Origin of the sequence: Proteus sp. LHD240705 (genome assembly GCF_047921555.1) — a bacterium.
GTDB lineage: Bacteria > Pseudomonadota > Gammaproteobacteria > Enterobacterales > Enterobacteriaceae > Proteus.
The window spans coordinates 315,282-339,420 of record NZ_JBLRMI010000002.1 but is presented as its reverse complement, the minus strand read 5'-3'; the positions used below and the strand labels follow the sequence as shown (position 1 = coordinate 339,420).

Annotated in this window: 20 protein-coding genes; 11 read left to right on the top strand and 9 right to left on the bottom strand. The window is 38.8% G+C overall.

Features of this window, described 5'->3' with window-relative positions; all coding sequences use genetic code 11:
- Positions 1–135: 135 nt before the first annotated feature.
- The 7 genes from ppiD to bolA all read right to left on the bottom strand — a co-directional run bounded on the left by ppiD (position 136) and on the right by bolA (position 9,839).
- Positions 136–2,013, bottom strand: a complete 1,878-nt coding sequence (ppiD, locus tag ACNART_RS04885) for a peptidylprolyl isomerase (RefSeq protein ID WP_198619359.1) — start codon at positions 2,011–2,013, stop codon at positions 136–138.
- A 476-nt stretch (positions 2,014–2,489) separates the two neighbouring features.
- Positions 2,490–2,765: a nucleoid-associated protein HU-beta gene (gene hupB / locus ACNART_RS04880; protein ID WP_036911695.1), complete on the bottom strand. Its 276-nt coding sequence runs from the start codon at positions 2,763–2,765 to the stop codon at positions 2,490–2,492.
- Positions 2,766–2,979: 214 nt separating this feature from the next.
- Positions 2,980–5,340 carry an endopeptidase La gene (lon, locus tag ACNART_RS04875; protein WP_198619358.1) on the bottom strand — a complete coding sequence of 787 codons (2,361 nt, stop codon included), beginning with the start codon at positions 5,338–5,340 and terminating at the stop codon, positions 2,980–2,982.
- Positions 5,341–5,599: 259 nt separating this feature from the next.
- The gene (gene clpX, locus ACNART_RS04870) at positions 5,600–6,871 is read right to left on the bottom strand and encodes an ATP-dependent protease ATP-binding subunit ClpX (RefSeq protein WP_023580862.1); all 1,272 of its coding nucleotides are present in this window, start codon (positions 6,869–6,871) and stop codon (positions 5,600–5,602) included.
- Positions 6,872–7,017: 146 nt separating this feature from the next.
- On the bottom strand, positions 7,018–7,641 hold the full coding sequence (gene clpP / locus ACNART_RS04865; RefSeq protein ID WP_100159251.1) for an ATP-dependent Clp endopeptidase proteolytic subunit ClpP: 624 nt from the start codon (positions 7,639–7,641) through the stop codon (positions 7,018–7,020).
- 257 nt (positions 7,642–7,898) lie between these two features.
- Complete coding sequence (tig, locus tag ACNART_RS04860) at positions 7,899–9,203, bottom strand: trigger factor (protein WP_023580863.1); 1,305 nt, start codon at positions 9,201–9,203, stop codon at positions 7,899–7,901.
- Positions 9,204–9,524: 321 nt separating this feature from the next.
- Positions 9,525–9,839 carry a transcriptional regulator BolA gene (gene bolA, locus ACNART_RS04855; protein WP_109371700.1) on the bottom strand — a complete coding sequence of 105 codons (315 nt, stop codon included), beginning with the start codon at positions 9,837–9,839 and terminating at the stop codon, positions 9,525–9,527.
- Between the two features lie 340 nt (positions 9,840–10,179).
- Between bolA and ACNART_RS04850 the strand changes: the two genes are divergently transcribed.
- Together ACNART_RS04850 and ampG are read left to right on the top strand one after the other, a co-directional pair.
- A complete protein-coding gene (locus tag ACNART_RS04850) occupies positions 10,180–10,758 on the top strand; it encodes a YajG family lipoprotein (RefSeq protein WP_198619357.1) in 579 nt (192 codons plus the stop codon).
- 56 nt (positions 10,759–10,814) lie between these two features.
- Positions 10,815–12,335 (top strand): muropeptide MFS transporter AmpG, encoded by a 1,521-nt coding sequence (gene ampG / locus ACNART_RS04845; RefSeq protein ID WP_198626013.1) that lies wholly within the window; start codon positions 10,815–10,817, stop codon positions 12,333–12,335.
- A gap of 107 nt (positions 12,336–12,442) precedes the next feature.
- Here the strand turns inward: ampG and dbpA are convergent, their stop codons facing one another.
- Positions 12,443–13,816, bottom strand: coding sequence for an ATP-dependent RNA helicase DbpA (dbpA, locus tag ACNART_RS04840; RefSeq protein ID WP_416303450.1), 1,374 nt, complete (start codon positions 13,814–13,816; stop codon positions 12,443–12,445).
- 352 nt (positions 13,817–14,168) lie between these two features.
- On the opposite strand from dbpA, the gene ACNART_RS04835 reads away from it, so the two are divergent.
- From ACNART_RS04835 to ACNART_RS04805, 7 genes are all read left to right on the top strand, one after another.
- Positions 14,169–14,942 (top strand): outer membrane protein OmpK, encoded by a 774-nt coding sequence (locus ACNART_RS04835; protein WP_409281783.1) that lies wholly within the window; start codon positions 14,169–14,171, stop codon positions 14,940–14,942.
- A 495-nt stretch (positions 14,943–15,437) separates the two neighbouring features.
- Positions 15,438–16,388, top strand: coding sequence for a cytochrome o ubiquinol oxidase subunit II (gene cyoA / locus ACNART_RS04830; RefSeq protein WP_109371710.1), 951 nt, complete (start codon positions 15,438–15,440; stop codon positions 16,386–16,388).
- A gap of 4 nt (positions 16,389–16,392) precedes the next feature.
- Positions 16,393–18,375, top strand: a complete 1,983-nt coding sequence (gene cyoB / locus ACNART_RS04825) for a cytochrome o ubiquinol oxidase subunit I (protein WP_109371712.1) — start codon at positions 16,393–16,395, stop codon at positions 18,373–18,375.
- Positions 18,375–18,986, top strand: coding sequence for a cytochrome o ubiquinol oxidase subunit III (locus ACNART_RS04820; RefSeq protein WP_036932890.1), 612 nt, complete (start codon positions 18,375–18,377; stop codon positions 18,984–18,986). Before cyoB ends, ACNART_RS04820 begins: the two co-directional genes overlap by 1 nt.
- Positions 18,986–19,318, top strand: coding sequence for a cytochrome o ubiquinol oxidase subunit IV (locus ACNART_RS04815; protein WP_006535101.1), 333 nt, complete (start codon positions 18,986–18,988; stop codon positions 19,316–19,318). Before ACNART_RS04820 ends, ACNART_RS04815 begins: the two co-directional genes overlap by 1 nt.
- Before the next feature lie 11 nt (positions 19,319–19,329).
- Complete coding sequence (cyoE, locus tag ACNART_RS04810; protein ID WP_349442826.1) at positions 19,330–20,214, top strand: heme o synthase; 885 nt, start codon at positions 19,330–19,332, stop codon at positions 20,212–20,214.
- A 174-nt stretch (positions 20,215–20,388) separates the two neighbouring features.
- Entirely contained in the window at positions 20,389–21,759 is a 1,371-nt protein-coding gene (locus ACNART_RS04805; RefSeq protein ID WP_198632092.1) for an MFS transporter, read from the top strand.
- A gap of 71 nt (positions 21,760–21,830) precedes the next feature.
- On the opposite strand, the gene ACNART_RS04800 is transcribed toward ACNART_RS04805, so the two are convergent.
- Complete coding sequence (locus tag ACNART_RS04800; RefSeq protein ID WP_109371718.1) at positions 21,831–22,322, bottom strand: YajQ family cyclic di-GMP-binding protein; 492 nt, start codon at positions 22,320–22,322, stop codon at positions 21,831–21,833.
- Between the two features lie 225 nt (positions 22,323–22,547).
- Between ACNART_RS04800 and panE the strand changes: the two genes are divergently transcribed.
- Positions 22,548–23,468 (top strand): 2-dehydropantoate 2-reductase, encoded by a 921-nt coding sequence (gene panE, locus ACNART_RS04795; RefSeq protein WP_368927371.1) that lies wholly within the window; start codon positions 22,548–22,550, stop codon positions 23,466–23,468.
- Complete coding sequence (yajL, locus tag ACNART_RS04790) at positions 23,437–24,054, top strand: protein deglycase YajL (protein ID WP_160229993.1); 618 nt, start codon at positions 23,437–23,439, stop codon at positions 24,052–24,054. The genes panE and yajL overlap by 32 nt, the downstream gene beginning before the upstream one ends.
- Positions 24,055–24,139 lie beyond the last annotated feature (85 nt).

The window sequence follows — 24,139 nt, the reverse complement described above, 5'->3', positions numbered from 1 at the left end:
TTACAAGAAATTGTCGGGCTTGCTCTCAAATATGAATTTTTCGAAAAGCGAAGCATTTACTTCAATGATCAAGAATAGTAACCATAAAAAAACCCAGCTTTATGCTGGGTTTTCAATGCAATAACTCAAATTCGATTATTGATAATCTTTATCAAAAATTTCAATTTTAGCGTTATCTTTTAGGTCACGTAATATGAGTTGTAACGCTTCTTCGCCCATCTGAGCACGATAGAGATTAGTCATAAACTCTAACTGTTCAGATGTTGGTTTGCCGTCTGTTACGCTATCTAATTGAATAAGGACAACTTTAGTACCTGGTACATTAGTCATACCATACTCTTTTTTGCCTTCAGCTGGCTTTGGCATAGAGAAAATCGCGGTTTGTACTACATCTGTTGCAGATGAGTGAACAATGCTTTCTTCACTACCAAACGAAATGTTAGCAGCTTTCAGTGCTTCTTCGCCTTTACCTTCTTTTAATGCAGCTAAAAGTTTTTGGGCTTCTGCATTCATTGCTTGCGATGCTTTTTGCTGTTTAACCAGCATAACAACTTGATCACGTACTTTGTCTAATGGTTGGGTTGCTGAAGGCTTGTAACCTTCTACACGCACGATAAATGCACTATCATTACCTAACGTCACCATGTCTGAATTCATGCCTGTTGGGCCATTTTCATCCACTAATGAACCACCAAAAATTAACTGGGTGAGTTTTTCATTATTTAATGGTGCAGGAACCGTATTTTCATCAAACCAATCAGTATTAACCACGGTCACGTTGCCCGCATTTGCAGCAGGAGCTAATGTGTCGTTGTCATTAGATGCAGCTTGGCTCACTTTTTGTTGTAATGCGAAGAAATCATCAATTGCTTTGTTTTCACGCATTTTTGCCAGTAAATCTGTTTTCACTTCATCAAATGGTTTTACAACAGATTGTTTGACATCATCAAGGCGGAAAATTGCGTAGCCATTGCTGATTTTAACAGGTTCAGAGATTTGACCTTTTTCTGTCAAACTTGCATTAGCAAGCTCTGGTAACTCTTGTCCAATAGTTATCCAACCTAAAGAACCATTTTGTTTCTTAGAGAAACTATCAATAGATTTTTCTTTCACTAACGAAACAAAATCAGCACCTTTTTTCAGCTCGTCTTCTGCCGCTTTAGCTGCTGCTTCATCAGCTAAGACTAAGATGCTGTACTGTTTCTGTCCTGCTGCCGTGAACTCATCAATATTACTATCGTAGTAAGCCTTTGCTTCTTCATCAGTAATGTTGATCTTATTAAAATCTTTTTGAGCATTTAATTGGATATAGCTAATTTTAAATTGCTCTGGCGCGATGAACATTTGGTTATTTTGCTCATAGAACGCTTTCACTTCTTCATCAGATGCCGTTTCTTTTTCAAGGAATGGCTGAATGTCTAATGATGCTAAACGTACATTACGGCTTTGTAGCATTAATCCCGCAAATTCTTTAACTTCGCTATCTAAGGCAAAATCCGTACCTTGGATAGAAAATTTTAATTGCTGATTAATAAGGTTTTGACGAATACCTTCTGCAAAAGCATCTGCATCAATATTATTGCCTTTCAATAAATCGACATATTTTTTATTGTCAAATTTGCCGTCAGTTTGAAAGTAAGGAAGTGCAAAAATAGCATCTCTAATTTGCTGATCACCGGCTGAAATACCCAGATTTTGTGCAAATTGATCAAGTAATGCTTGGTTGATCAGTAAATCAAGCGCTTGTTGGCGAATAAGTTTCTGACCTTCTTCTGATGAAGCAAGAGCAGCAAAATTTTCACCCATATCTTGTTGTAATTGAGCACGACGTTGCTGATAAGTTTGCTCTAATTGAGAACGGCTAATTTTATATCCGTTAACTTCAGCTGCATCATTAACGCCTGAACTAAAGAGATATCCGCCCACACCAGTTAGGACGAAGGAGAGGATGATCACAGCTAATAATATCTTTATAAATGGATTATTAGCAGTGGAACGAATGTTGTCCATCATAACGAGACGAGGCTCCGTTTGGTGAAATAAAAATTATTTTTTATGGGTGTTACACGACTATTTTGAGCACAGCGAAAAGATAATATGCCCATGCTGGCTTAATATCAAAATGTCACGACACGCGACAATCATTAAAAACAGCCAGTCCCGTATTAATGCGCAGTCTTAACACGCACTTTCTATAACTAAGAAAAAACTAAACAGCATTATTTGATTCATTGATTACGATAACCATTTAACTCACCACTGAATCATTCATTGTTGTCTATTTCAGTTATAGAACAACGCGTCATTCTATCAAATGACTACTTCAGTTTCACGTCTTATCGCCAGAGAATACAAGGTTTAATCGTGATTTATAACCTAAAAAAGAAAAGCGCATCTCAAAAAGATGCGCTTCATTTTTTAATTGAGTCGTTTTCTGTTTACCCATAACGTTAAGCTAATAACAAATTGGCAGAAAATAAGTTCAACTATTATTGATTAACTGCGTCTTTTAAGCCTTTACCTGCACGGAATGCAGGAACTTTTGCAGCTTCAATTTGAATTTCTTTACCTGTTTGTGGGTTACGGCCTGTACGAGCTGCACGATCACGTACAGTGAAAGTACCGAAACCTACTAATGCTACATCATCACCTTTTTGTAAAGATTCAGTGATAGAAGCAACCAGAGCATCTACAACACGACCTGCTGCCGCTTTTGAGATATCTGCATTTGCAGCAATTTTGTCGATCAGTTGAGTTTTATTCACGCTTTCATCCCCATAATTTTATGCGTTATTTTTCACCATTAATGGCAAATTTTGCAAACGTCGTTATATCAAGCCTTTTTAGATATAGCAAGACCGATAAAACAGCATTTTTAATTAAAATCCCCATTAAATTAGCGACACAAAAAAAGGCTGGCAAGCTTTTATTACTTATCCAGCCTTTTTTTTAGCTATTATTTATGACTAATATCACTCTTTAGTGTGATTTATCAGTCACAACTTCCATGCCAAACGGCGAGTTTTGCAGGGCTAGCGATAAAACTTCCTCAATTGTTTTCACCGGGTGAATATCCAGGTCAGCAACAATATTTTCAGGAATTTCTTCTAAATCACGTTTATTTTCATCAGGGATAAGAACTGTCTTAATTCCACCACGATGTGCAGCAAGTAACTTTTCTTTCAGTCCGCCAATTGGCAAGACATGTCCGCGTAACGTAATTTCGCCCGTCATTGCAACATCAGAACGCACAGGATTACCTGTTAGGCTTGATACCAATGCAGTGCACATTGCGATACCTGCACTTGGACCATCTTTTGGTGTTGCGCCTTCAGGAACGTGTACGTGTATATCACGTTTTTCATAGAAATCGCTATTAATACCAAGTTTATCCGCACGAGCACGAACTACCGTCATTGCCGCTTGAATAGACTCTTGCATTACTTCACCTAAAGAGCCGGTGAATGTCAGCTTACCCTTACCTGGTACACTTGCTGTTTCAATAGTCAGTAAATCACCACCAACTTCTGTCCATGCAAGTCCTGTTACCATCCCTACTCGGTTTTCTGTGTCAGCACGACCGTAATCAACTTTACGAACACCTAAGTAGTCTTTGAGATTATCTTCGTTAATCTCAATATGTTTGATTGTGCTATCCATTAGCAGTTGTTTTACTGCTTTACGGCATAATTTAGAAATTTCACGCTCTAAACTACGTACACCCGCTTCACGCGTGTAATAACGAATAATGCCCATAATTGCGCTGTCATGGATTGTCAGCTCACTTGGTTTTAACGCATTACGTTCAATCTGTTTTGGTAACAAATGTTGCTTAGCAATATTCAGTTTTTCGTCTTCGGTATAACCTGATAAACGAATAACTTCCATACGATCTAACAACGGTGCCGGTATATTCATGGAGTTAGATGTCGCCACGAACATCACATCAGACAGATCGTAATCAACTTCCAGATAATGGTCGTTAAATGCGATGTTTTGTTCTGGATCTAACACCTCTAACAGTGCAGAAGCCGGATCGCCTCGCATGTCTGATGACATTTTATCAATTTCATCTAACAGGAAAAGAGGGTTTTTAACGCCAACTTTCGCCATTTTCTGAATTAATTTGCCTGGCATAGAACCGATGTAAGTACGACGGTGACCACGGATTTCAGCTTCATCACGCACACCACCTAACGCCATACGAACATATTTACGGCCAGTTGCTTTAGCAATAGATTGACCCAGCGAGGTTTTACCCACACCTGGAGGCCCTACTAAACACAGGATTGGCCCTTTAATTTTGCTAACACGAGACTGTACCGCGAGATATTCAAGGATACGCTCTTTAACACGTTCTAAACCGTAATGGTCAGTATCAAGAACTTCTTGTGCTTTCACTAAGTCTTTTTTAACTTTGCTACGGCTATTCCAAGGAACTTGAACCATCCAATCAATATAGCTACGCACAACCGTGGCTTCTGCTGACATTGGCGACATCATTTTTAATTTCTGAAGTTCCGCTTCTGTCTTTTCTTTTGCCTCTTTTGGCATTTTAGCAGCGTCGATTTTACGTTTCAGCGATTCCATTTCATCAGGTGCATCATCCATCTCACCTAATTCTTTTTGAATAGCTTTCATTTGTTCATTGAGATAATACTCACGCTGACTCTTTTCCATCTGCTTTTTAACGCGGTTACGAATGCGTTTTTCAACTTGTAGCAGATCGATTTCTGATTCCATCATTGCCATTAAATATTCAAGGCGTTCTGTGACATCAGACATTTCAAGTACAGCTTGCTTATCTTTTAATTTCAGCGGCATATGAGAAGCAATGGTGTCTGCTAATTTCGCTGATTCTTCGATAGCATGTAATGAGGTCAATACCTCTGGCGGAATTTTTTTATTCAGCTTGATATAACCTTCAAACTGATTAATCGTTGTACGATTTAAGACTTCCTGTTCGCGCTCATCAACGGCTGGCGTTTCAAGGTATTCTGCTTTCGCCTGAAAGTATTCACCATTGTCAGATAACGTCGTAATTTTGGCACGACGAATACCTTCAACAAGCACTTTCACTGTTCCATCAGGCAGTTTTAGCATCTGTAAAACAGACGCAACTGTACCAACAGAAAAAAGATCATTAACACCTGGTTCGTCAGTAGATGCATCTTTCTGCGCAACCAGCATAATTTGTTTGTTGTCGTTCATCGCAGCTTCTAAGCAATGAATAGATTTTTCACGACCAACGAACAACGGGATCACCATATGCGGATATACAACGACATCACGTAATGGCAATACAGGTATTTCAATACGTTCTGGACGCTCAGGATTCATAGAGCTCTCTCTTCGTTTTTAGCTTAACGCTTTTACAGGTAATTTTATTCGCATGTCACCAAATAAAATTAATTCCACGGATTGTCAAAATATATAAGGGCACTTTTCTGACATTCAATAGCCTTACCCATTAAAAAAACAAAATGAGGGAAAATTCCCTCATTTTTATTGCGTTGGCGCGCCTTATCTTAAATTTCCCTCTTATTTTGAGAGAAAACTAGATAATGTCAGACAAGAGACATTGCCAAATTACGATGTATTATTCACCAGACGCTTGGTTTTCTAGCTGACTATAAATAATCAGTGGCTCAGATTTTCCATTAATAACGCCTTCATCAATGACCACTTTTTCTGCATTTTCAAATGAAGGAAGGTCATACATCGTATCAAGTAATGCTGCTTCAACAATCGAACGTAAACCACGCGCACCTGTTTTACGTACCATGGCTTTTTTCGCAATCGCAGTCAGCGCTTCCTTACGAAATTCTAAATCTACACCTTCTAATTTAAATAATGCCTGATATTGCTTAGTCAGTGCATTCTTAGGTTCTTGTAAGATTTGGATTAATGCTTCTTCGTTTAATTCGCCGAGTGTTGCAACAACAGGTAAACGACCAATAAATTCAGGGATAAGACCAAATTTAATCAGATCCTCTGGCTCAACTTGAGCTAATAATTCACCTTCGCTAGCTTTCTCTTTTTGGCTTTTAACTTCTGCACCAAAACCGATACCTGAATGTGTATTTAAACGTTGTGCGACAACTTTATCGAGCCCAGCAAATGCACCACCACAAATAAAGAGGATTTTAGAAGTATCAACTTGTAAAAACTCTTGTTGTGGGTGCTTACGCCCGCCTTGAGGAGGCACAGAAGCCACAGTGCCTTCAACTAATTTCAATAATGCTTGCTGTACACCTTCACCAGACACATCACGAGTGATTGATGGGTTTTCAGATTTACGGGTGATCTTGTCAATTTCATCAATATAAACAATACCACGTTGTGCTTTTTGCACATCGTAATCGCATTTTTGTAGCAGTTTTTGAATGATGTTTTCAACATCTTCACCCACATAACCCGCTTCTGTCAGCGTTGTGGCATCTGCCATAGTAAAAGGAACATCAAGGTAGCGTGCTAATGTTTCTGCTAATAACGTTTTACCGCTACCAGTAGGACCAATCAGCAAAATATTACTTTTTCCCAGCTCAACACCATTGGCTTTATCGCCATTACGCAGACGTTTATAGTGGTTATAAACGGCAACAGCCAAAACTTTTTTAGCCAATTCCTGACCGATAACATAGTCATCAAGGTGCTTACGGATTTCATGTGGCGTTGGCAATTCACTGCGTTCATGATGAGGCGCCAGTTCTTTTATTTCCTCACGAATGATATCAACACAAAGATCGACACATTCATCACAGATATAAACCGACGGACCAGCGATCAATTTTTTTACTTCATGCTGGCTTTTACCGCAGAAAGAGCAATACAGAAGCTTCCCTGAGCTATCTTTGCGCTTATCTGTCATCAGTCAACCTCACTTAGTTATTCTTCTTATTCAATTAATAAGAAGAAGAAAGACTTTTTACATAGAGATATTAATAGCCGTTTCCTTTGCGCGATTCTATAACAAAGGAAACGTGTTAATTCAATTGCTATTACAACGTGTAATGATTAGCTACGTTGAGTATAGACTTTATCCACTAATCCGTATTCTAACGCTTCGTTAGCGGATAAGAAACGATCACGCTCAGTGTCTCTTTCTATTTCTTCAATAGATTTACCTGTATGTTGAGCCATTAGCTCATTCATACGGGATTTTACTTTCAAAATTTCTTGAGCATGAATTTGAATATCTGTTGCTTGACCTTGGAAACCACCTAATGGTTGGTGGATCATCACACGAGAATTAGGTAAGCAAATACGTTTACCTTTCGCACCAGCAGATAATAAGAAAGCGCCCATTGAACACGCTTGTCCCATACAAATGGTGCTCACATCTGCTTTGATATACTGCATGGTGTCATAAATAGACATACCCGCGGTAATCACGCCACCTGGTGAGTTGATATACAGGTTGATGTCTTTCTCTGGGTTTTCTGCTTCTAAAAATAGCATTTGAGCAACGATAAGATTAGCCATGTGATCTTCAACTTGGCCAGTCAGGAAAATAATACGTTCTTTTAATAAACGTGAGTAAATGTCGTAAGAACGCTCTCCTCGCGAAGTTTGCTCTATAACCATCGGCACCAGAGCCATATTAGGTGCGAATTGTTCCTGTGTGTCGTTAAATGACATGTCTGTCTCCTATTGCATTCTTATTGGTGCCAATGACAACAATTTTACTTGAGATAATTGATCATGACCATTTCTAATGATCTAATCTCTCACAAGACATTCAAGGCGCCTCGCGAGGAGTGATAAAGAGAATATAGAATTATCTGGAGATAATCGCTCAAATTTCAAGGCAAAATTTGATAAATATATACAAACTGAAAAAAACCCGTGGTAAAAACCACGGGTTTTTGCTTAAAACCGATATTCGCGGTTAAGAATTAACCCATTTGAACTTCGTTCATCAGTTCAGTGAAGTTAGTTTCTTTTTCAGTTACTTTAGCATTTGCTAAGATTTTTTCTACCGCTTGCTCTTCTAACGCAAGATTACGGATGTTATTCATCAGTTGTTCGTTCTTGTTGTAGAACTCAACAACTTCTGATGGATCTTCATAAGCTGAAGCCATTTCGTCGATCAGTGCATTCACACGGTCGTCTTCTGCTTTCAGTTCATTACTATTGATCACTTCACCTAACAGTAATCCAACGATTACACGACGTTTAGCTTGTTCTTCGAACAGTTCACGAGGTAATTGCAGAGCTTGTTTCTCGTCGCCACCAAAACGTTGAGCAGCTTGACGCTGCAGAACTTCGATTTCACTGTCAACAGCGGCTGCTGGTACGTCAACTTCGTTTGCTTTAACTAAGCCATCGATAACTTGTGATTTAACACGAGTACGGATTGCATTTTTCAGTTCACGTTCCATGTTTTTACGTACTTCAGCACGTAAACCATCAACAGAACCATCAGCAATACCAAAACGCTTGATGAACTCTTCAGTTAATTCTGGCAGTTCACGCTCTTCAACTTTTTTCAGGTTGATAGCGAATTGTGCTTTTTTACCTTTCAGGTTTTCAGCGTGGTAATCTTCTGGGAAAGTCACATCAATTGTGAATTCTTCGCCAGCTTTATGACCGATAACGCCTTCTTCGAAACCTGGGATCATACGACCTTGACCCATTGCCAGTACGAAATCTTCAGCTTTTCCGCCTTCAAATTCTTCACCGTCAATAGAACCGTTGAAATCAACAGTTACGCGATCTTCTGCTGCAACTTCGCCGTCTTTGTCTTTCCACTCTGCTTGTTGCTTACGCAGTGTTTCTAACATGTTATCAACGTCTTCGTCTTTAACAGTAACAACAGGTTTTACAACTTCAATGCTTTCCAGATCTTTCAGTTCGATTTCTGGGAAAACTTCGAATTCTACAGAGTAAACAAAGTCTTCACCTTCTTTGTATTGCTCTGGTTTGTAGTCAGGCGCGCCAACTGGGTTTACTTTGTTTTCGATGATAGCGTTAATGAAATTACGCTGCATCAGATCACCCAGAACATCATTCAGCACTGACATACCGTAACGCTGTTTAACCATTGACATTGGAACGTGACCTTTACGGAAACCATCAATGCGAACAGTTTTAGCAGCTTTTTTCAGTTCACTGTCTACAGCAGTTTGGATATCAGCGGCTGGTACGGTGATTGTGACACGACGCCCTAGGCCTTGAGTCGTTTCAACAGAAACTTGCATCTTGTTACCTCAAAATAAGTTTTAGTGCTCGGTCTACTTTAAAGGAAACTAACATGATATTGACATGTTTAGGTTTATTTTCCTTTCAGAACCGGGGCCGCCACATTTAAAAAAACGAGGATCCCTGATATCAGAAGCATCCCGAAACCTTACTGAAAATTAGACGCGACATTATAACGATCTAGAGGGGTTGAGTCGAGAAAGAGCCGTTTTATTCCTCAATTTTTTCATAAAATCGAGCAACTCACCCCTTTTTCCCTCTATAAAGAACAAAAAATACGCATCTTAGGATCTATTTACTCACGATTAACGATAAGGTTGTTAATCTTCTTGGCTTCCGCCACGACACCCAGGAGAGCGCAATGCTTTATCCTGCTGTTCATTCCATTCGCTCAAAGTAAAAGTGTGTAATGCTAATGCATGAACACCATTTTCCATTTCATGAGCTAATGTTTGGTACACATCACGATGGCGCGAAACACTACGTTTCTCATTAAAATCATCACAAACGATAATGACTTTAAAGTGGCTTTCAGAGCCTTCGGGCACATTATGGCGATGGCTTTCGTTTATTACTTGTAAAAAATGCGGTGAAAAGCGTGAAATCAGCTTATTCTCAATATCATCACGGATCATCTCTGCCCCTAATACTCTAGCCTTTATACCACGGCAAACCAAAAACAAGTCAACCAGACTATATCGATTTAGTCGTTATCAATACAAAATGATGGGCTTATTCTTTTTAATTTTGCTGATGATAATCGCTTATTTTTCATCTTGAGTAAAACCATTGACCGAATATTGTCAAATACATGAGCAAAAATGAGAGTAATTTGAAATAAAATCAATTGATAAAATCAGATAATTTCGTTCGTTAAGGGGATATTAGCAACCTACCAGCAGTGGTATGATAGGCTAAAGTTTGAAGCCTATTCTACTTGTTAACACAACAGACATATTTAACCGAGATTACCTCATGATTAAAAATTTACTCTGTGCTGTTTTTGCATTAACACTGCTTTCAGGTTGTGCAACTCCTAGTAACAAATTATCTATTGAGCCCACGATGTCAGTTCCTGCGGCTGACCCTACGATGCGCCCTATTTCACTGAATATTTCAAGCCAAGACAAACGTGCATCAAAAAATCTAGCGGAAATCAACCGTAACGGTAAATTAGATATCCTTGTTCCATCTCGTGACATTGCATTTTTAATGCAAGAAGTTCTACAAAAGCAAATGGCAGCGCGTGGTTTTATGATGGGTTCTCCTGCTTCTGCTGATGTGATTATTGTTATCAATAAACTCAGTGCAGATGTGGGTGAAGGAAGTGTTCGTCATAATATCAGTGCAAAAGCGGATATTTCAGTTATCGTCACCTTACCGAATGGCAGTTCTAATACCAAAACATTCCGTACTAGCTACAATGTTCAAGGTCCATTTGGTGCAACTAATGAGAAAATTGCCGCCGCGATTAACAATGTCTTAAGTGAACTCGTTAGCGATATGGCAAAAGACGCTTCAGTCAGTCAATTTATCAAATCTAACGCCCGTTAATTTTATTAGAATAAACGACCTGTTATCTCAAACAGGTCGTTGAAAGGAATTTTTGCATGGTTCAGCCCACCTTCAAACAAACCACTTGGTATAAATCATTTATTCTTCTATTACTTGGCTTTACTTCTGGATTACCTCTGGCACTCACAGCGGGTACATTACAAGCTTGGATGACAGTAGAAGATATCGATTTAAAAACCATTGGTTTTTTCTCATTGGTGGGACAAGCCTATGTTTTTAAATTCCTCTGGTCACCCTTTATGGATCGCTATACCCCATCTTTTCTTGGTCGACGCCGAGGATGGATGTTGCTCACTCAAATAGGGTTAGTGCTTGGTATTGCAGGGATGGGCTTTTTAAATCCTAACGACCATTTATGGTGGCTTGCCTCTTTAGCTGTCATTGTTGCCTTTTGTTCCGCTTCACAAGACATTGTTTTTGATGCCTATAAAACCGATATTTTAAAAGCCGATGAGCGTGGTACTGGTGCTGCAGTTTCTGTATTAGGCTATCGCATAGCAATGCTTGTTTCTGGAGGAATGGCGCTTTGGTTAGCGGATAAATATATTGGCTGGCAAAACATGTACTGGTTAATGGCTGCCTTAATGGGTATTGGTATTATTGCCACATTACTTGCCCAAGAGCCAGAAACCGCCGTAAAGCCGCCACGTACACTCTATGAAGCTGTTATTGAACCTTTATATGAGTTCTTCTCTCGTAATAATGCTTGGCTAATTTTACTGCTTATTGTGCTGTATAAAATGGGTGATGCCTTTGCCCTTAGTTTAAGTACTACTTTTCTGATCCGCGGTGCTGGATTTGATGCTGGTGAAGTCGGATTAGTGAATAAAACACTTGGGCTTGCCGCCACGATTGTTGGGGCATTACTAGGTGGTTTATTAATGCGCCGTTGGAGTTTATTTAAAGCACTGATGATTTTTGGTATTTTGCAAGGCGGTTCAAATATCGGTTATTGGTATTTAGCTATTTCTGAGCAAAGTATTTATAGCATGGGTGCAGTAGTTGCATTTGAAAATATCTGTGGCGGTATGGGAACAGCAGCATTTGTTGCCCTCTTAATGACGCTTTGTCATCTCTCCTTTTCAGCAACACAATTTGCGTTGCTCTCGGCTCTCTCTGCGATTGGTCGTGTTTATGTTGGCCCAGTTGCAGGCTGGTATGTTGAAAGCCATGGTTGGGAAGCATTTTACCTTTTTTCTATTGTTGCTTCTGTACCCGGTCTTATCTTGCTGTTGATTTCGAAAAACACACTTATTTATACGCAAAAAACAGGTGAATTCCTTAGAAGAACTTTGTTTATTAAACAATACCGTTTTGCTATTTATGGTTTGATGCTGACTGTTCTTTTCTTTCTTTGTAGTTTAATTCTTGTGATCACAAATTCACTACCAACTTTAGAAATGTTCCAGTCTGTCGATTTTATTCAATCAATAGATACTGATAGATTAAGTTCTTGGGCTTCAACACTCTTTTTATATGGTGTTATTGTTGGTGCGGTAAGCCTTGTCTTTGGCACAATCCTAGATTATTTAGCACTTAAGAAAACAACACACTAATCTTGTTGCTTTCTTCACTATATTCGTCAGAAAAAAGGACAGCTTAAGCTGTCCTTTTTGTATTCTTAATAGAGAAAACAGTAAGTGACTATTTAAATAATGTTGAACTATCTAAATAACCTAACTTTGACTGATTTACCTTTGATTTTACCTTGTTGCAGCTGTTTCCAGACTTGTTTTGCAATAGATTGTTTCACAGCAACATAAGCATGTGTTGGGTTGATCATAATTTTACCAATATCGGCACCATTGAAACCCATATCACCCGTTAATGCGCCTAAAATATCACCTGGGCGCATTTTGGCTTTTTTACCACCATCAATACATAATGTTGCCATTGTTGCTTCAAGAGGCGTAATTTGTAGCCCAGTAGGTACTGGTAACCAATTTATCTTCATATGAAGCATCTCTTCTAAAGCGTTAGCACGCTGAATTTCTTCTGGTGCACAAAAGCTAATCGCCAATCCACTTTCACCCGCTCTGGCTGTACGGCCAATTCGGTGAACATGCACTTCAGGATCCCACGACAATTCGTAGTTAATCACCATTTCTAACGCTTTAATATCAAGTCCACGAGCTGCAACATCTGTTGCTACTAATACACGACAACTCCCATTAGCAAAGCGAATTAGCGTTTGGTCACGCTCTCTTTGTTCCATATCGCCATGTAAAGCAAGCACACTTTGGTTGCTTTCTGTCAGTGTTTCATACACATCTTGGCAATCTCGCTTTGTGTTACAAAATACAACGCAAGAGGCAGGCTGCTCACGACTTAACAGCTTTTGCAGCAATCCTATTTTTCCATGACGAGATATTTCATAAAACTGCTGCTCAACAGCAGGAAGTTCATCAACAGAGTTTATTTCAATAGTTACTGGATTTTGCTGAATTTTACGGCTAATTGCTGCGATCTCATTTGGCCAAGTTGCAGAAAAGAGTAACGTTTGACGTTCCGTTGGCATACGAGAAATAATATCGTTGATATCATCAAAAAATCCCATATCCAACATTCTGTCTGCTTCATCTAATACCAATGTTTTCACATCATCTAAAGTGACAGTCTCTTTTTTTAGGTGATCAAGCAATCTACCTGGTGTTGCAACAATAATATGTGCAGCATGTATTAATGAATCACGCTGGATACTAAATGGAACGCCACCACACAGCGTTAATACTTTGATATTTGGAAGGTAACGAGCAAGGCGACGTAACTCATTTGCAACTTGATCAGCAAGTTCTCGCGTTGGACATAAAATAAGTGATTGAGTATTAAACTGTTTTGCATCAATGTGTTGCAAAATCCCCAAACCAAAAGCAGCTGTTTTACCGCTGCCTGTTTTTGCTTGAGCGCGAACGTCTTTTCCTTCAAGAATAGCGGGCAAAGCGGCTTCTTGAACTGGAGTCATAGTGAGATAACCCAATTCATTAAGGTTAGCGAGTTGTTCAGTAGGAAGTGCGTTAAGTTCAGCAAATGAGGTCACAATGAAAATTCCAAGTAAGATAAAAACGAATATTGGTTAATGATACTATCCCTTTATTCCTGTGTCGTGAGGTATTTTTACGCGACTTTTACTACATATTTTTCTTTCTTCTTTTAATTTCTTTTTTCCTTGCCAAAAAAACCAGTTATTAAGCGCTCAATCCATTCAAAACAGATAAAATAATAAAAATAAACTAAACAATACTAAAATTCCTACTTTTAATTATCAATTTAATATTCTAGAAATAGATCTTAATTTCAAAATTATGATCTACAAATTTAAATTTAGTAGTTTATAGTTTCAAAATATATTAAAAAACAAATTCATCGCGAAATTATTTCATTAAATTTAATTGAGATTAATAATGATAAAAAAAACATTTTTATTAACCATCGCAAGTACACTTTCTTTATCAGCTCAAGCTAGCTATTTAGGTGGCTTCGCTAATACCAGTATCAATTATCTTGATTGGACTTCTCATACAACACACAAAACAGGGAAATCTTCTCATAAAGATGATTTTGCCTATTTAGAGCTTGAAGGTGGTGCCAATTTTTCATGGGGCGAATTTTATGGCTTCTTTGATCTAGAAAACCCATTTAATCCTCGGAAAACACAACCGGGTGATAATCAACGTTATACCGTTAAAGCAACAAGCCGTATTTATTTAGGTGAAAGTCCTTTTAATTTATACGGGCATGTTTACGGCACATGGTCACTTCCAGGAAAAGAAAACGGTGGCAACTTCCATGAAGTTAATACGCTTTACGGTCTAGGCTATAACACACAAATTGATAATTTATGGTTTAAACCATTCGTTGCGCTTCATTATGTCGATCAAACTTATTATTCAGGAAATAATGGCTACGTCATTGGTTGGGTTGCTGGATATGATTTTTCCATTAGAGATCAGAAGGTTAGCATTAGCAATTGGCATGAAATGGAATTTAGCCGTCATAAGCGTTACGGCAATGGTGGGCAAAATGGGTTCAATGGCGCTTTAGCTTTTTGGTGGCATCCAACGACCTCTATTACTACGGGTATTCAATATCGTTATGCTTATAAAAAGCTAGGCGAAGATTTTCTGCAAGACGGCATTATATATAGCTTGAAATATAATTTTTGATCGTTAATTGTTAATTTTTATTACAGCGAAAGCATTTTTATTCGCTGTAACCTTTTTTTATCACTTAATGAAAAACTTTCTCATTGGATATAAATATTCATCAAATCACTAATTATCAATATAAAAAATCAAACAAGCATCAAATATAGATATTAAACATCAATATAAAAAGGATTTTACCCATCAACTCTCCTCCGACCTCTAATTTGTTATTTTTTAATCAGAATACGTTTTCTTACACTTTTTACTGCATTTTTATTTGTAAAAATATGTATTTATTTTAAAAATATGGTACTTTATGAAATTATAGTTAATACGCAATAATTAAATTAACATTTATTTAATAGTTTGATTACTTGTGATCACATTAACACAAAAGACTAACCAACCACTTACTTACCATTACAATTGTTTACACTGTCGCAACCTTACCGTAAAATGTCCTTACTGATACTGATGAAACAACAATAGAACCTTTGTCATTTGGGTCGTTGGATGAGACTTATGAAATACATAAAAAGTATTGGGACACTTTCGCTATTAGTTGCAGCTCTTCTATTAAGTGGCTGTGATATGGCGTTAATGAATCCCAAAGGCGCTATCGGCGCTGAGCAAAAAACATTAATCCTCATTGCGCTTGGTTTAATGTTAATTGTTGTGATACCGGTAATACTGATGGTGATTGTTTTCGCTTTTCGCTACCGTGAATCTAATACTAAAGCCACCTATCGCCCAAACTGGGCTCACTCAAATAAAATTGAACTTGTCGTTTGGACTGTGCCAATTATCATTATTGTGATTTTGGCAACGATTACATGGAAAACAACCCATGAGCTTGATCCTTACAAACCATTAGAGTCCACAGAAAAACCTGTCACCATTGAAGTTGTTTCAATGGATTGGAAATGGTTATTTATCTATCCAGAACAAGGTATTGCAACAGTTAATGAACTGGCTTTCCCTACTAATGTTCCTGTTAATTTCAAAATCACTTCTGACTCTGTCATGAACTCATTCTTTATCCCTCGCTTAGGTGGACAAATCTATGCGATGGCAGGAATGCAGACTAAATTACACTTAATTGCTAATGAACCTGGTGAATATCAAGGTATGTCAGCTAGTTATAGTGGACACGGTTTCTCTGATATGAAATTTACAGCGATTGCGACACCTGATCGTGCCGGTTTCGATGCGTGGGTTGAAAAAGTCAAACAATCGTCAGATACGTTAAATACGACCGCTGCATTTAATGAACTTGCTAAACCAAGCCAGAAAAATCCAGTGACCTACTATTCAAGCGTGAAGCCAATGTTATTCCAAGAGACCATTTCTAAATTTGGTCACACAGGTCATGGCGCTCACACCAGTGGCAATCAGACAGCACATGCTGATGCAACAATGAATATGAACATGAGCCATGCGGCGCATGCAGGAGCAGAGGAATAAAGGCATGTTCGGAAAATTAACTCTCGATGCAGTCCCGCTACATGAACCCATTATCGTAGTCACTTTACTCGGTATTGTTCTTGGTGGACTTGCTGTTGTTGGCGCTTTAACTTATTTCCGCAAATGGAAATGGTTATGGAGCGAATGGTTAACCAGCGTTGACCATAAAAAAATTGGTATTATGTATATCATTGTTGCAATGGTCATGATGTTCCGTGGCTTTGCCGATGCGATTATGATGAGAAGCCAACAAGCGCTTGCCTCCGCAGGTGAAGCTGGTTTCTTACCACCTCATCACTATGATCAGATTTTTACCGCACACGGCGTTATCATGATTTTCTTCATGGCAACACCTTTCGTTGTGGGTCTGATGAACCTTGTTGTACCTTTGCAAATTGGTGCTCGTGATGTGGCCTTCCCTTTCCTTAACTCACTGAGCTTCTGGTTCTTTGTAGTTGGTGTGGTACTAATCAACCTTTCTTTAGGTATTGGTGAATTCGCACAAACAGGTTGGTTAGCTTATCCACCACTTTCTGGCTTGGAGTATAACCCAGGAGTCGGGGTCGATTATTGGATATGGAGTTTACAGATATCCGGTATTGGTACGCTTCTAACGGGGGTTAACTTCTTCGCGACTATCCTGCGTATGCGTGCACCGGGTATGAGCATGATGAAAATGCCAGTATTCTCTTGGGCAGCTTTATGTACTAACGTCCTAATTATTGCTGCATTCCCAATTTTAACAGTCACTATTACGCTGTTAACTTTAGACCGCTATCTTGGTACGCACTTCTTTACCAATGATATGGGCGGTAACATGATGATGTACATCAACCTTGTATGGGCTTGGGGTCATCCAGAAGTTTATATCCTCGTTCTGCCAGTATTTGGTGTGTTCTCTGAAGTTACAGCAACATTCTCTAAAAAACGGTTATTCGGTTATACCTCTTTAGTTGGTGCAACTGTCGTTATTACCGTGTTGTCATTTATCGTTTGGTTACACCACTTCTTTACCATGGGCTCTGGCGCCAACGTCAATGCCTTCTTCGGTATCGCCACGATGATCATCGCTATACCAACAGGGGTTAAAATCTTTAACTGGCTGTTTACGATGTATCAAGGTCGTATCGAATATAAAAGCCCAATGCTGTGGACTATCGGTTTCCTTATCACCTTCTCTGTTGGAGGAATGACTGGGGTTCTGTTAGCCGTTCCGGGTGCAAACTTCGTTTTACATAACAGCTTATTCTTAATCGCTCACTTCCATAACGTTATTATTGGTGGTGTAGTATTTGGTTGTTTCGCTGGTATGACTTACTGGTTCCCTAAAGCATTTGGTTTCACTCTGAATGAAAAATGGGGTATCCGTGCATTCTGGTTCTGGTTTATCGGCTTCTTTATGGCCTTTATGCCACTGTACATTCTTGGCTTTATGGGTATGACTCGTCGTTTAAGCCAAAATATCAATCCAGAATTTAACCCAATGCTGCTTGTTGCTGCTGGTGGTGCTGCACTGATTGCTATCGGTATCGCTTGCCAAGTTGTTCAAATCTACGTGAGTATCCGTGACCGTGATCAAAACCGTGATTTAACGGGTGATCCATGGGGTGGACGTACTCTGGAATGGTCAATTTCTTCACCTGCTCCGTTCTATAACTTTGCCGTTGAACCTAATGTTCAAACTCGTGATGAGTGGTGGGATCAGAAAGAAAAAGGCACAGCTTATCAGCGCCCTGCTAAATACGAACCTATCCATATGCCTAAAAATACAGGCGCGGGTGTGATTATTTCAGCATTTAGCTTAGTCCTTGGTTTTGCCATGATCTGGCATATCTGGTGGTTAGCTATCGTTGGTTTCGCTGGCATGATTGTCACTTGGATCGTGAAAAGCTTTGATACAGATGTGGATTACTATGTCCAAGTACCTGAAATTGAAGCTCTCGAGAATAAGCATTATGAAGAACTGAAAAAAGCAGGTGTGAAATAATGTCTACTCAAACTGTAAATAACACAAACGCCCATGAGCATCATGGGCACCACGATGCAGGAGCAACGAAAGTTTTCGGCTTCTGGATCTACCTAATGAGCGACCTTATCCTGTTTGCCAGCTTATTCGCCACTTATGCGGTGCTTGTTAACGGGATTGCGGATGGTCCTTCAGGTAAAGAGATTTTTAGCTTACCGTTTGTTTTAGTTGAAACCTTCTTACTGCTATTTAGTAGTATCACTTTTGGTTTCGCTATGCTGAGCATGAATAAAGGTAGCGTTAGCCAAGTTAATCTATGGTTATTTGTGACTTTCTTATTCGGCTTAGGTTTCGTCATCATGGAAGTTTACGAATTCCATGAGCTAATAGCAGAAGGTTATGGCCCAGATCGCAGTGCATTCTTATCTGCATTCTTTGCATTAGTTTCAACGCACGGTCTTCACGTAACTGCGGGTTTAATTTGGATTGTTATTATGATGATCCAAGTATCACGCCGTGGTTTAACTGAAGTTAACCGCACTCGTTTAAGCTGTTTAAGTCTGTTCTGGCACTTCCTTGACGTTGTCTGGATCTGTGTGTTCACCGTAGTTTATCTGATGGGAGCGATGTAATGAGTCATCCAAATACTTCTCCTTCAGGCGCAAGCCACGGCAGCATGAAGTCTTATCTGATCGGCTTTATTCTGTCTGTTATCCTCACCGTTATTCCATTTTGGATGGTGATGGAAGGAACAGCGACACCAGCAACAATTCTATGGACTGTTGTCGGTATGGCAGTTGTGCAGATTGTGGTTCACTTAGTCTGCTTCTTGCATATGAATACGTCATCAGAAGAGCGCTGGAACGTCGTCGCATTCCTGTTCACACTGCTTATTATCGGCATTGTTGTCGTAGGCTCGTTGTGGATTATGTACAACCTGAACATCAATATGATGATGGATTAAGAGTTGTCGCTATGATTAAGCAATACCTACAAGTCACCAAACCAGGAATTATTTTCGGAAATTTAATTTCTGTAATAGGTGGTTTTCTTCTCGCTTCTAAGGGTGAGATTGATTACTCCCTATTTTTCGCGACTCTACTTGGGGTGTCTCTGGTCGTTGCTTCTGGTTGTGTTTTTAACAACTACATTGACCGTGATATTGACCGTATCATGGAAAGAACGAAGAATCGTCCATTAGTTAAAGGATTAATTGACCCTCAAATTAGCCTGATTTATGCCTCAGTTTTAGGTATTGCAGGTGTTGTGCTGCTCTATGTAGCAGCCAACCCACTTGCAATGTTTATCGCTGTATTCGGTTTTATTATTTATGTTGGGGTTTATAGCCTCTATATGAAGCGTAAATCTGTTTATGGCACACTGATTGGAAGCTTATCTGGCTCTGCACCGCCTGTTATCGGTTATTGTGCCGTTAGCGGTGAATTTGATGCAGGCGCGGCAATCCTATTACTTATCTTTAGTTTGTGGCAAATGCCTCACTCTTATGCCATTGCTATTTTCCGTTTTAAAGACTACCAAGCTGCAAATATCCCTGTATTACCTGTGATTAAAGGGATCTCAGTAGCTAAACGTCATATCATTCTCTATATTCTGGCGTTTATGGTTGCAACCTTAATGCTGACATTAGTCGGTTACGCGGGTTATAAATACCTGATTGTAGCTTCAGCCGTTAGTATTTGGTGGTTAGGCATGGCTTTATCTGGTTACAAAGCAACCAATGATATTGTGTGGGCACGAAAATTATTTATTTTCTCTATTGTCGCAATCACTTCATTAAGCGTAATGATGTCTGTTGATCCAACAAGCTCAACAGAAGCGGTTCTTGCGTATCTAAGATAATGTATTTACTAAAGTAACCCAAATACCAGTCAGCCTTCTGACTGGTATTTTTTTTATCTCTTTTATGACTTCACATAATATCAGTACAGTTTTGTCTTTTTTGTATCCCATTTATTGATTAACCTCACTAAGAAATGCCATTACAATGGGGATATCAGTAATACGAGGTAATCCATGAATGATAATAAAATGACCCCATTAGAGCGCAAAGCAACATGGGGACTAGGCACTGTTTTTTCTCTTCGCATGCTTGGCATGTTTATGGTACTCCCAGTTTTAACCACCTATGGGCTTCAACTACAACACGCAACAGAATCACTCATCGGATTAGCCATCGGTATTTATGGATTAACACAAGCGGTATTCCAAATTCCTTTTGGTATTTTCTCTGATAAATTCGGCCGAAAACCGATAATTGTTTTCGGCTTAATTATTTTTATTATTGGTAGTTTGATTGCAGCTCTCAGTGACAATATCTACGGCATTATTATTGGTAGGGCATTACAAGGAGCGGGAGCTATCTCAGCAGCAGTAATGGCTTTATTGTCTGATTTAACGCGGGAACAAAATAGAACAAAAGCAATGGCCTTTATTGGTATTAGCTTTGGGATAACGTTCGCTTTAGCCTTAGTTTTAGGACCTATTTTAACGCATATTTTCGGCTTACAAGGTCTTTTTTGGGGCATTGCCCTACTCGCCTTTGGTGGCATTATTATTACGCTTTTTACTGTACCGAACAGTGAACATCATATTCTTAATCGAGAATCTGGTTTTGTCCGTGGCAGTGTCAAAAAAGTCTTATTTGATGCACAACTTCTTAAGCTTAATACCGGTATTTTTTCTCTACATACTTTATTAATGGCAGCCTTTGTTGCGCTTCCTCTTGTCATGAGTGAAGCTGGCTTAGCAAAAGAGAAACATTGGATTGTTTATCTTGTCACTATGCTTATCGCCTTTATTACAGTATTGCCTTTTATTATCTATGCAGAAAAGAAACGAAAAATGAAACAAGTGTTCTTATTCTGTATTTTCTTACTGATTGTGGCTCAGGCAATTCTTATTATTTCAGGCTCTAGCTTGTGGTTAATTATTGCGGGTATTCAGGTCTTCTTTATTGGCTTTAATATTATGGAAGCCCTCCTTCCTTCATTAATCAGTAAAGAAGCGCCAGCAGGTTATAAAGGTACAGCTATGGGAATTTATTCCACCAGCCAATTTTTAGGTGTGGCATTGGGCGGAATTTTAGGCGGATGGCTTTACCAGCATTATAGTGCACAAATTGTATTTTTAGGCTGTTTAATGATTGGCATTATTTGGTTTTTCATTAGCCTAACATTACGCCAACCCTCTTATGTCAGTAGCTTACGCGTTGAATTACCTGAAAATCTATCTTCAAGCCAACAACAGCAACTACAACAATTATTTAAGCAACAACCAGGTGTTAATGAAGTTATGATTATGGCGGATGAACAGAGTGCTTATATCAAGGTTGATACTAAACAAACACCAAGAACAACATTAGAATCTTTAGTGTCTTCTGTTTAAATATCAATAAATCCAAATAAAAATGCGCTGTTTATTTCAGCGCATTTTTTTATGACTCAATGGATAAACAATTAGTCACGGAAGTTGTTAAATTGGAAAGGTTGCCCTAATTCACCTTCTCTTACTAATTTCATCACAGCTTGTAAGTCATCACGGGATTTACCTGTAACACGCACTTGCTCGCCTTGGATCTGGGCTTGTACTTTCAATTTACTATCTTTAATCAGCTTAACAATTTTCTTCGCTAATGCTGAATCAATACCTTGTTTTAAGGTGGCTTCTACGCTGTACATTTTTCCGCTGTGAGTCATCTCTTCAGGGATATTTAATACCGCACCATCAATCCCTCTTTTTGCCATTTTCTCACGCAGAATATCTAATAATTGTTGAACCTGAAATTCAGATACACTGGTCGTTTTCACTGACTCTGATTTTTCGTTTAATTCAAAGCTTGCTTCAACGTTACGAAAATCCCAACGAGTAGTCAGTTCACGTTGTGCGTTTTCCACCGCATTACGCACTTCATGTAAGTCAACTTCAGATACGATATCAAAAGATGGCATTCTTTCTTCCTCAATAAATAAATACAACCCGAATAATAGCTTCTTTTAGGGTTGCAAAAAAGCATTGCACATTCAATAACAAATTTATCCCTTTAATTTCCTCTTACAGTAAAGCGCAAACATACTTTAAACAGAGAAGTATAATCAATGTTATAATTTTAGCTAAATAGTCTAATGACCGTCAGTAGCCACCTTACGCTATTACGATTTGCAAAAAGAGGCACAATGAAAATTACCGTTTTAGGGTGTGGTTCGATTGGTAAACTTTGGGTTGCAGCTTTAACACGTCAATCTCATGAAGTACAAGGTTGGCTAAGAATACCTCAGCCTTTTTTAGACGTGAGTGTTGATAATATTAATGGCGAGCCTTTTTATCAGCGCATTATCGCTAATCAACTGGAATGGTTAAAACAGAGTAAATTATTAATTGTTTGCTTAAAATCTTGGCAAGTTTCAGATGCGGTTAATGCGCTATTGCCTTATCTTTCTGCACAATGTCCTATTTTATTAATTCATAATGGTATGGGTACTGCCGATGAATTAACAGCAACACAACACTCAGTCATCAGACCTATTTTACAAGGTATTATTACTCATGGTGCTTATCAACAAGGACAAGATGTTATTCATACCGCAACAGGAATAACACATATAGGTCCATTAAACCATGTAGCTCAACAATATAGCTATTTAGCAGAAACCTTGCATCATGCTTTACCCGATGTCGCTTGGCACAATGATATTCATACAATTAGTTGGCTAAAACTTGCTGTTAATTGTGTTATCAACCCTCTTACTGTTTATTATCAATGCCGTAATGGGGATTTATTGCGTTATCCTGAACATATTCAAAAAGTATGTGACGAAGTTTATCAAGTTATGGAACGTGAAGGCGTTATACCAACATCTCAAGCCCATCTTCATGGCTATATTATTGATACGATAGAACAAACGGCAAATAACTATTCCTCTATGTATCAAGATGTGAAATATCAACGCCATACAGAAATTGACTATATTACGGGTTATTTATTACGCCGAGCTTCAGAACAAGGGCTTGTATTGCCAGAAAATAACCACCTTTTTCAATTTATTAAACAACAGGAAGGCAATTATGACCATATCAGCGCTCATCTGCCTAGCTAATGGAAGTGAAGAAACTGAAGTCGTGACTACCGCAGATTTGCTGGTAAGGGCAGGTATTAATGTCGTGCTTGCAAGTGCAGAAGATGATGTTGATGAACTTATAATTACATGTTCACGAGGCATAAAACTTGTCGCAGATGCCCCCTTAGTTCGTGTTGTCGATCACCACTATGACGTTATTATTCTACCCGGTGGATTACAAGGTACTGAAACATTAAGAGACAGCCCTTTAGTCGTTGAGAAAGTACGCCGCATGCACAGTGAGAATAAGCTTGTTGCTGCGATTTGTGCAGCACCCGCAATGATCCTTGAATCTCATAATATTTTTCCCATCGGCAATATGACGGGTTTTCCTGCATTAAAAGATAAAATCTCATCGAAAAAATGGGTTGATTATCGCGTCTATTATGATGAAAGAGTTAACTTAATTACCAGCCAAGCTCCAGCAACATCTATCGATTTTGCACTAAAAATTATCGAACGCTTAAAAGGCAAAGAAGCTGCAGCAGATGTTGCCAAACAGCTTGTATTACCACCCGGTATTTATAATTATCAAGATGAATTTACAGGGTTTGGGGATAAATAGATAAACTGTACACTCATAACAAAATATCCCCACCTAATTCATTTATCTTATTAATAGGTATATTATTTATTAGTTGGGGATTAAT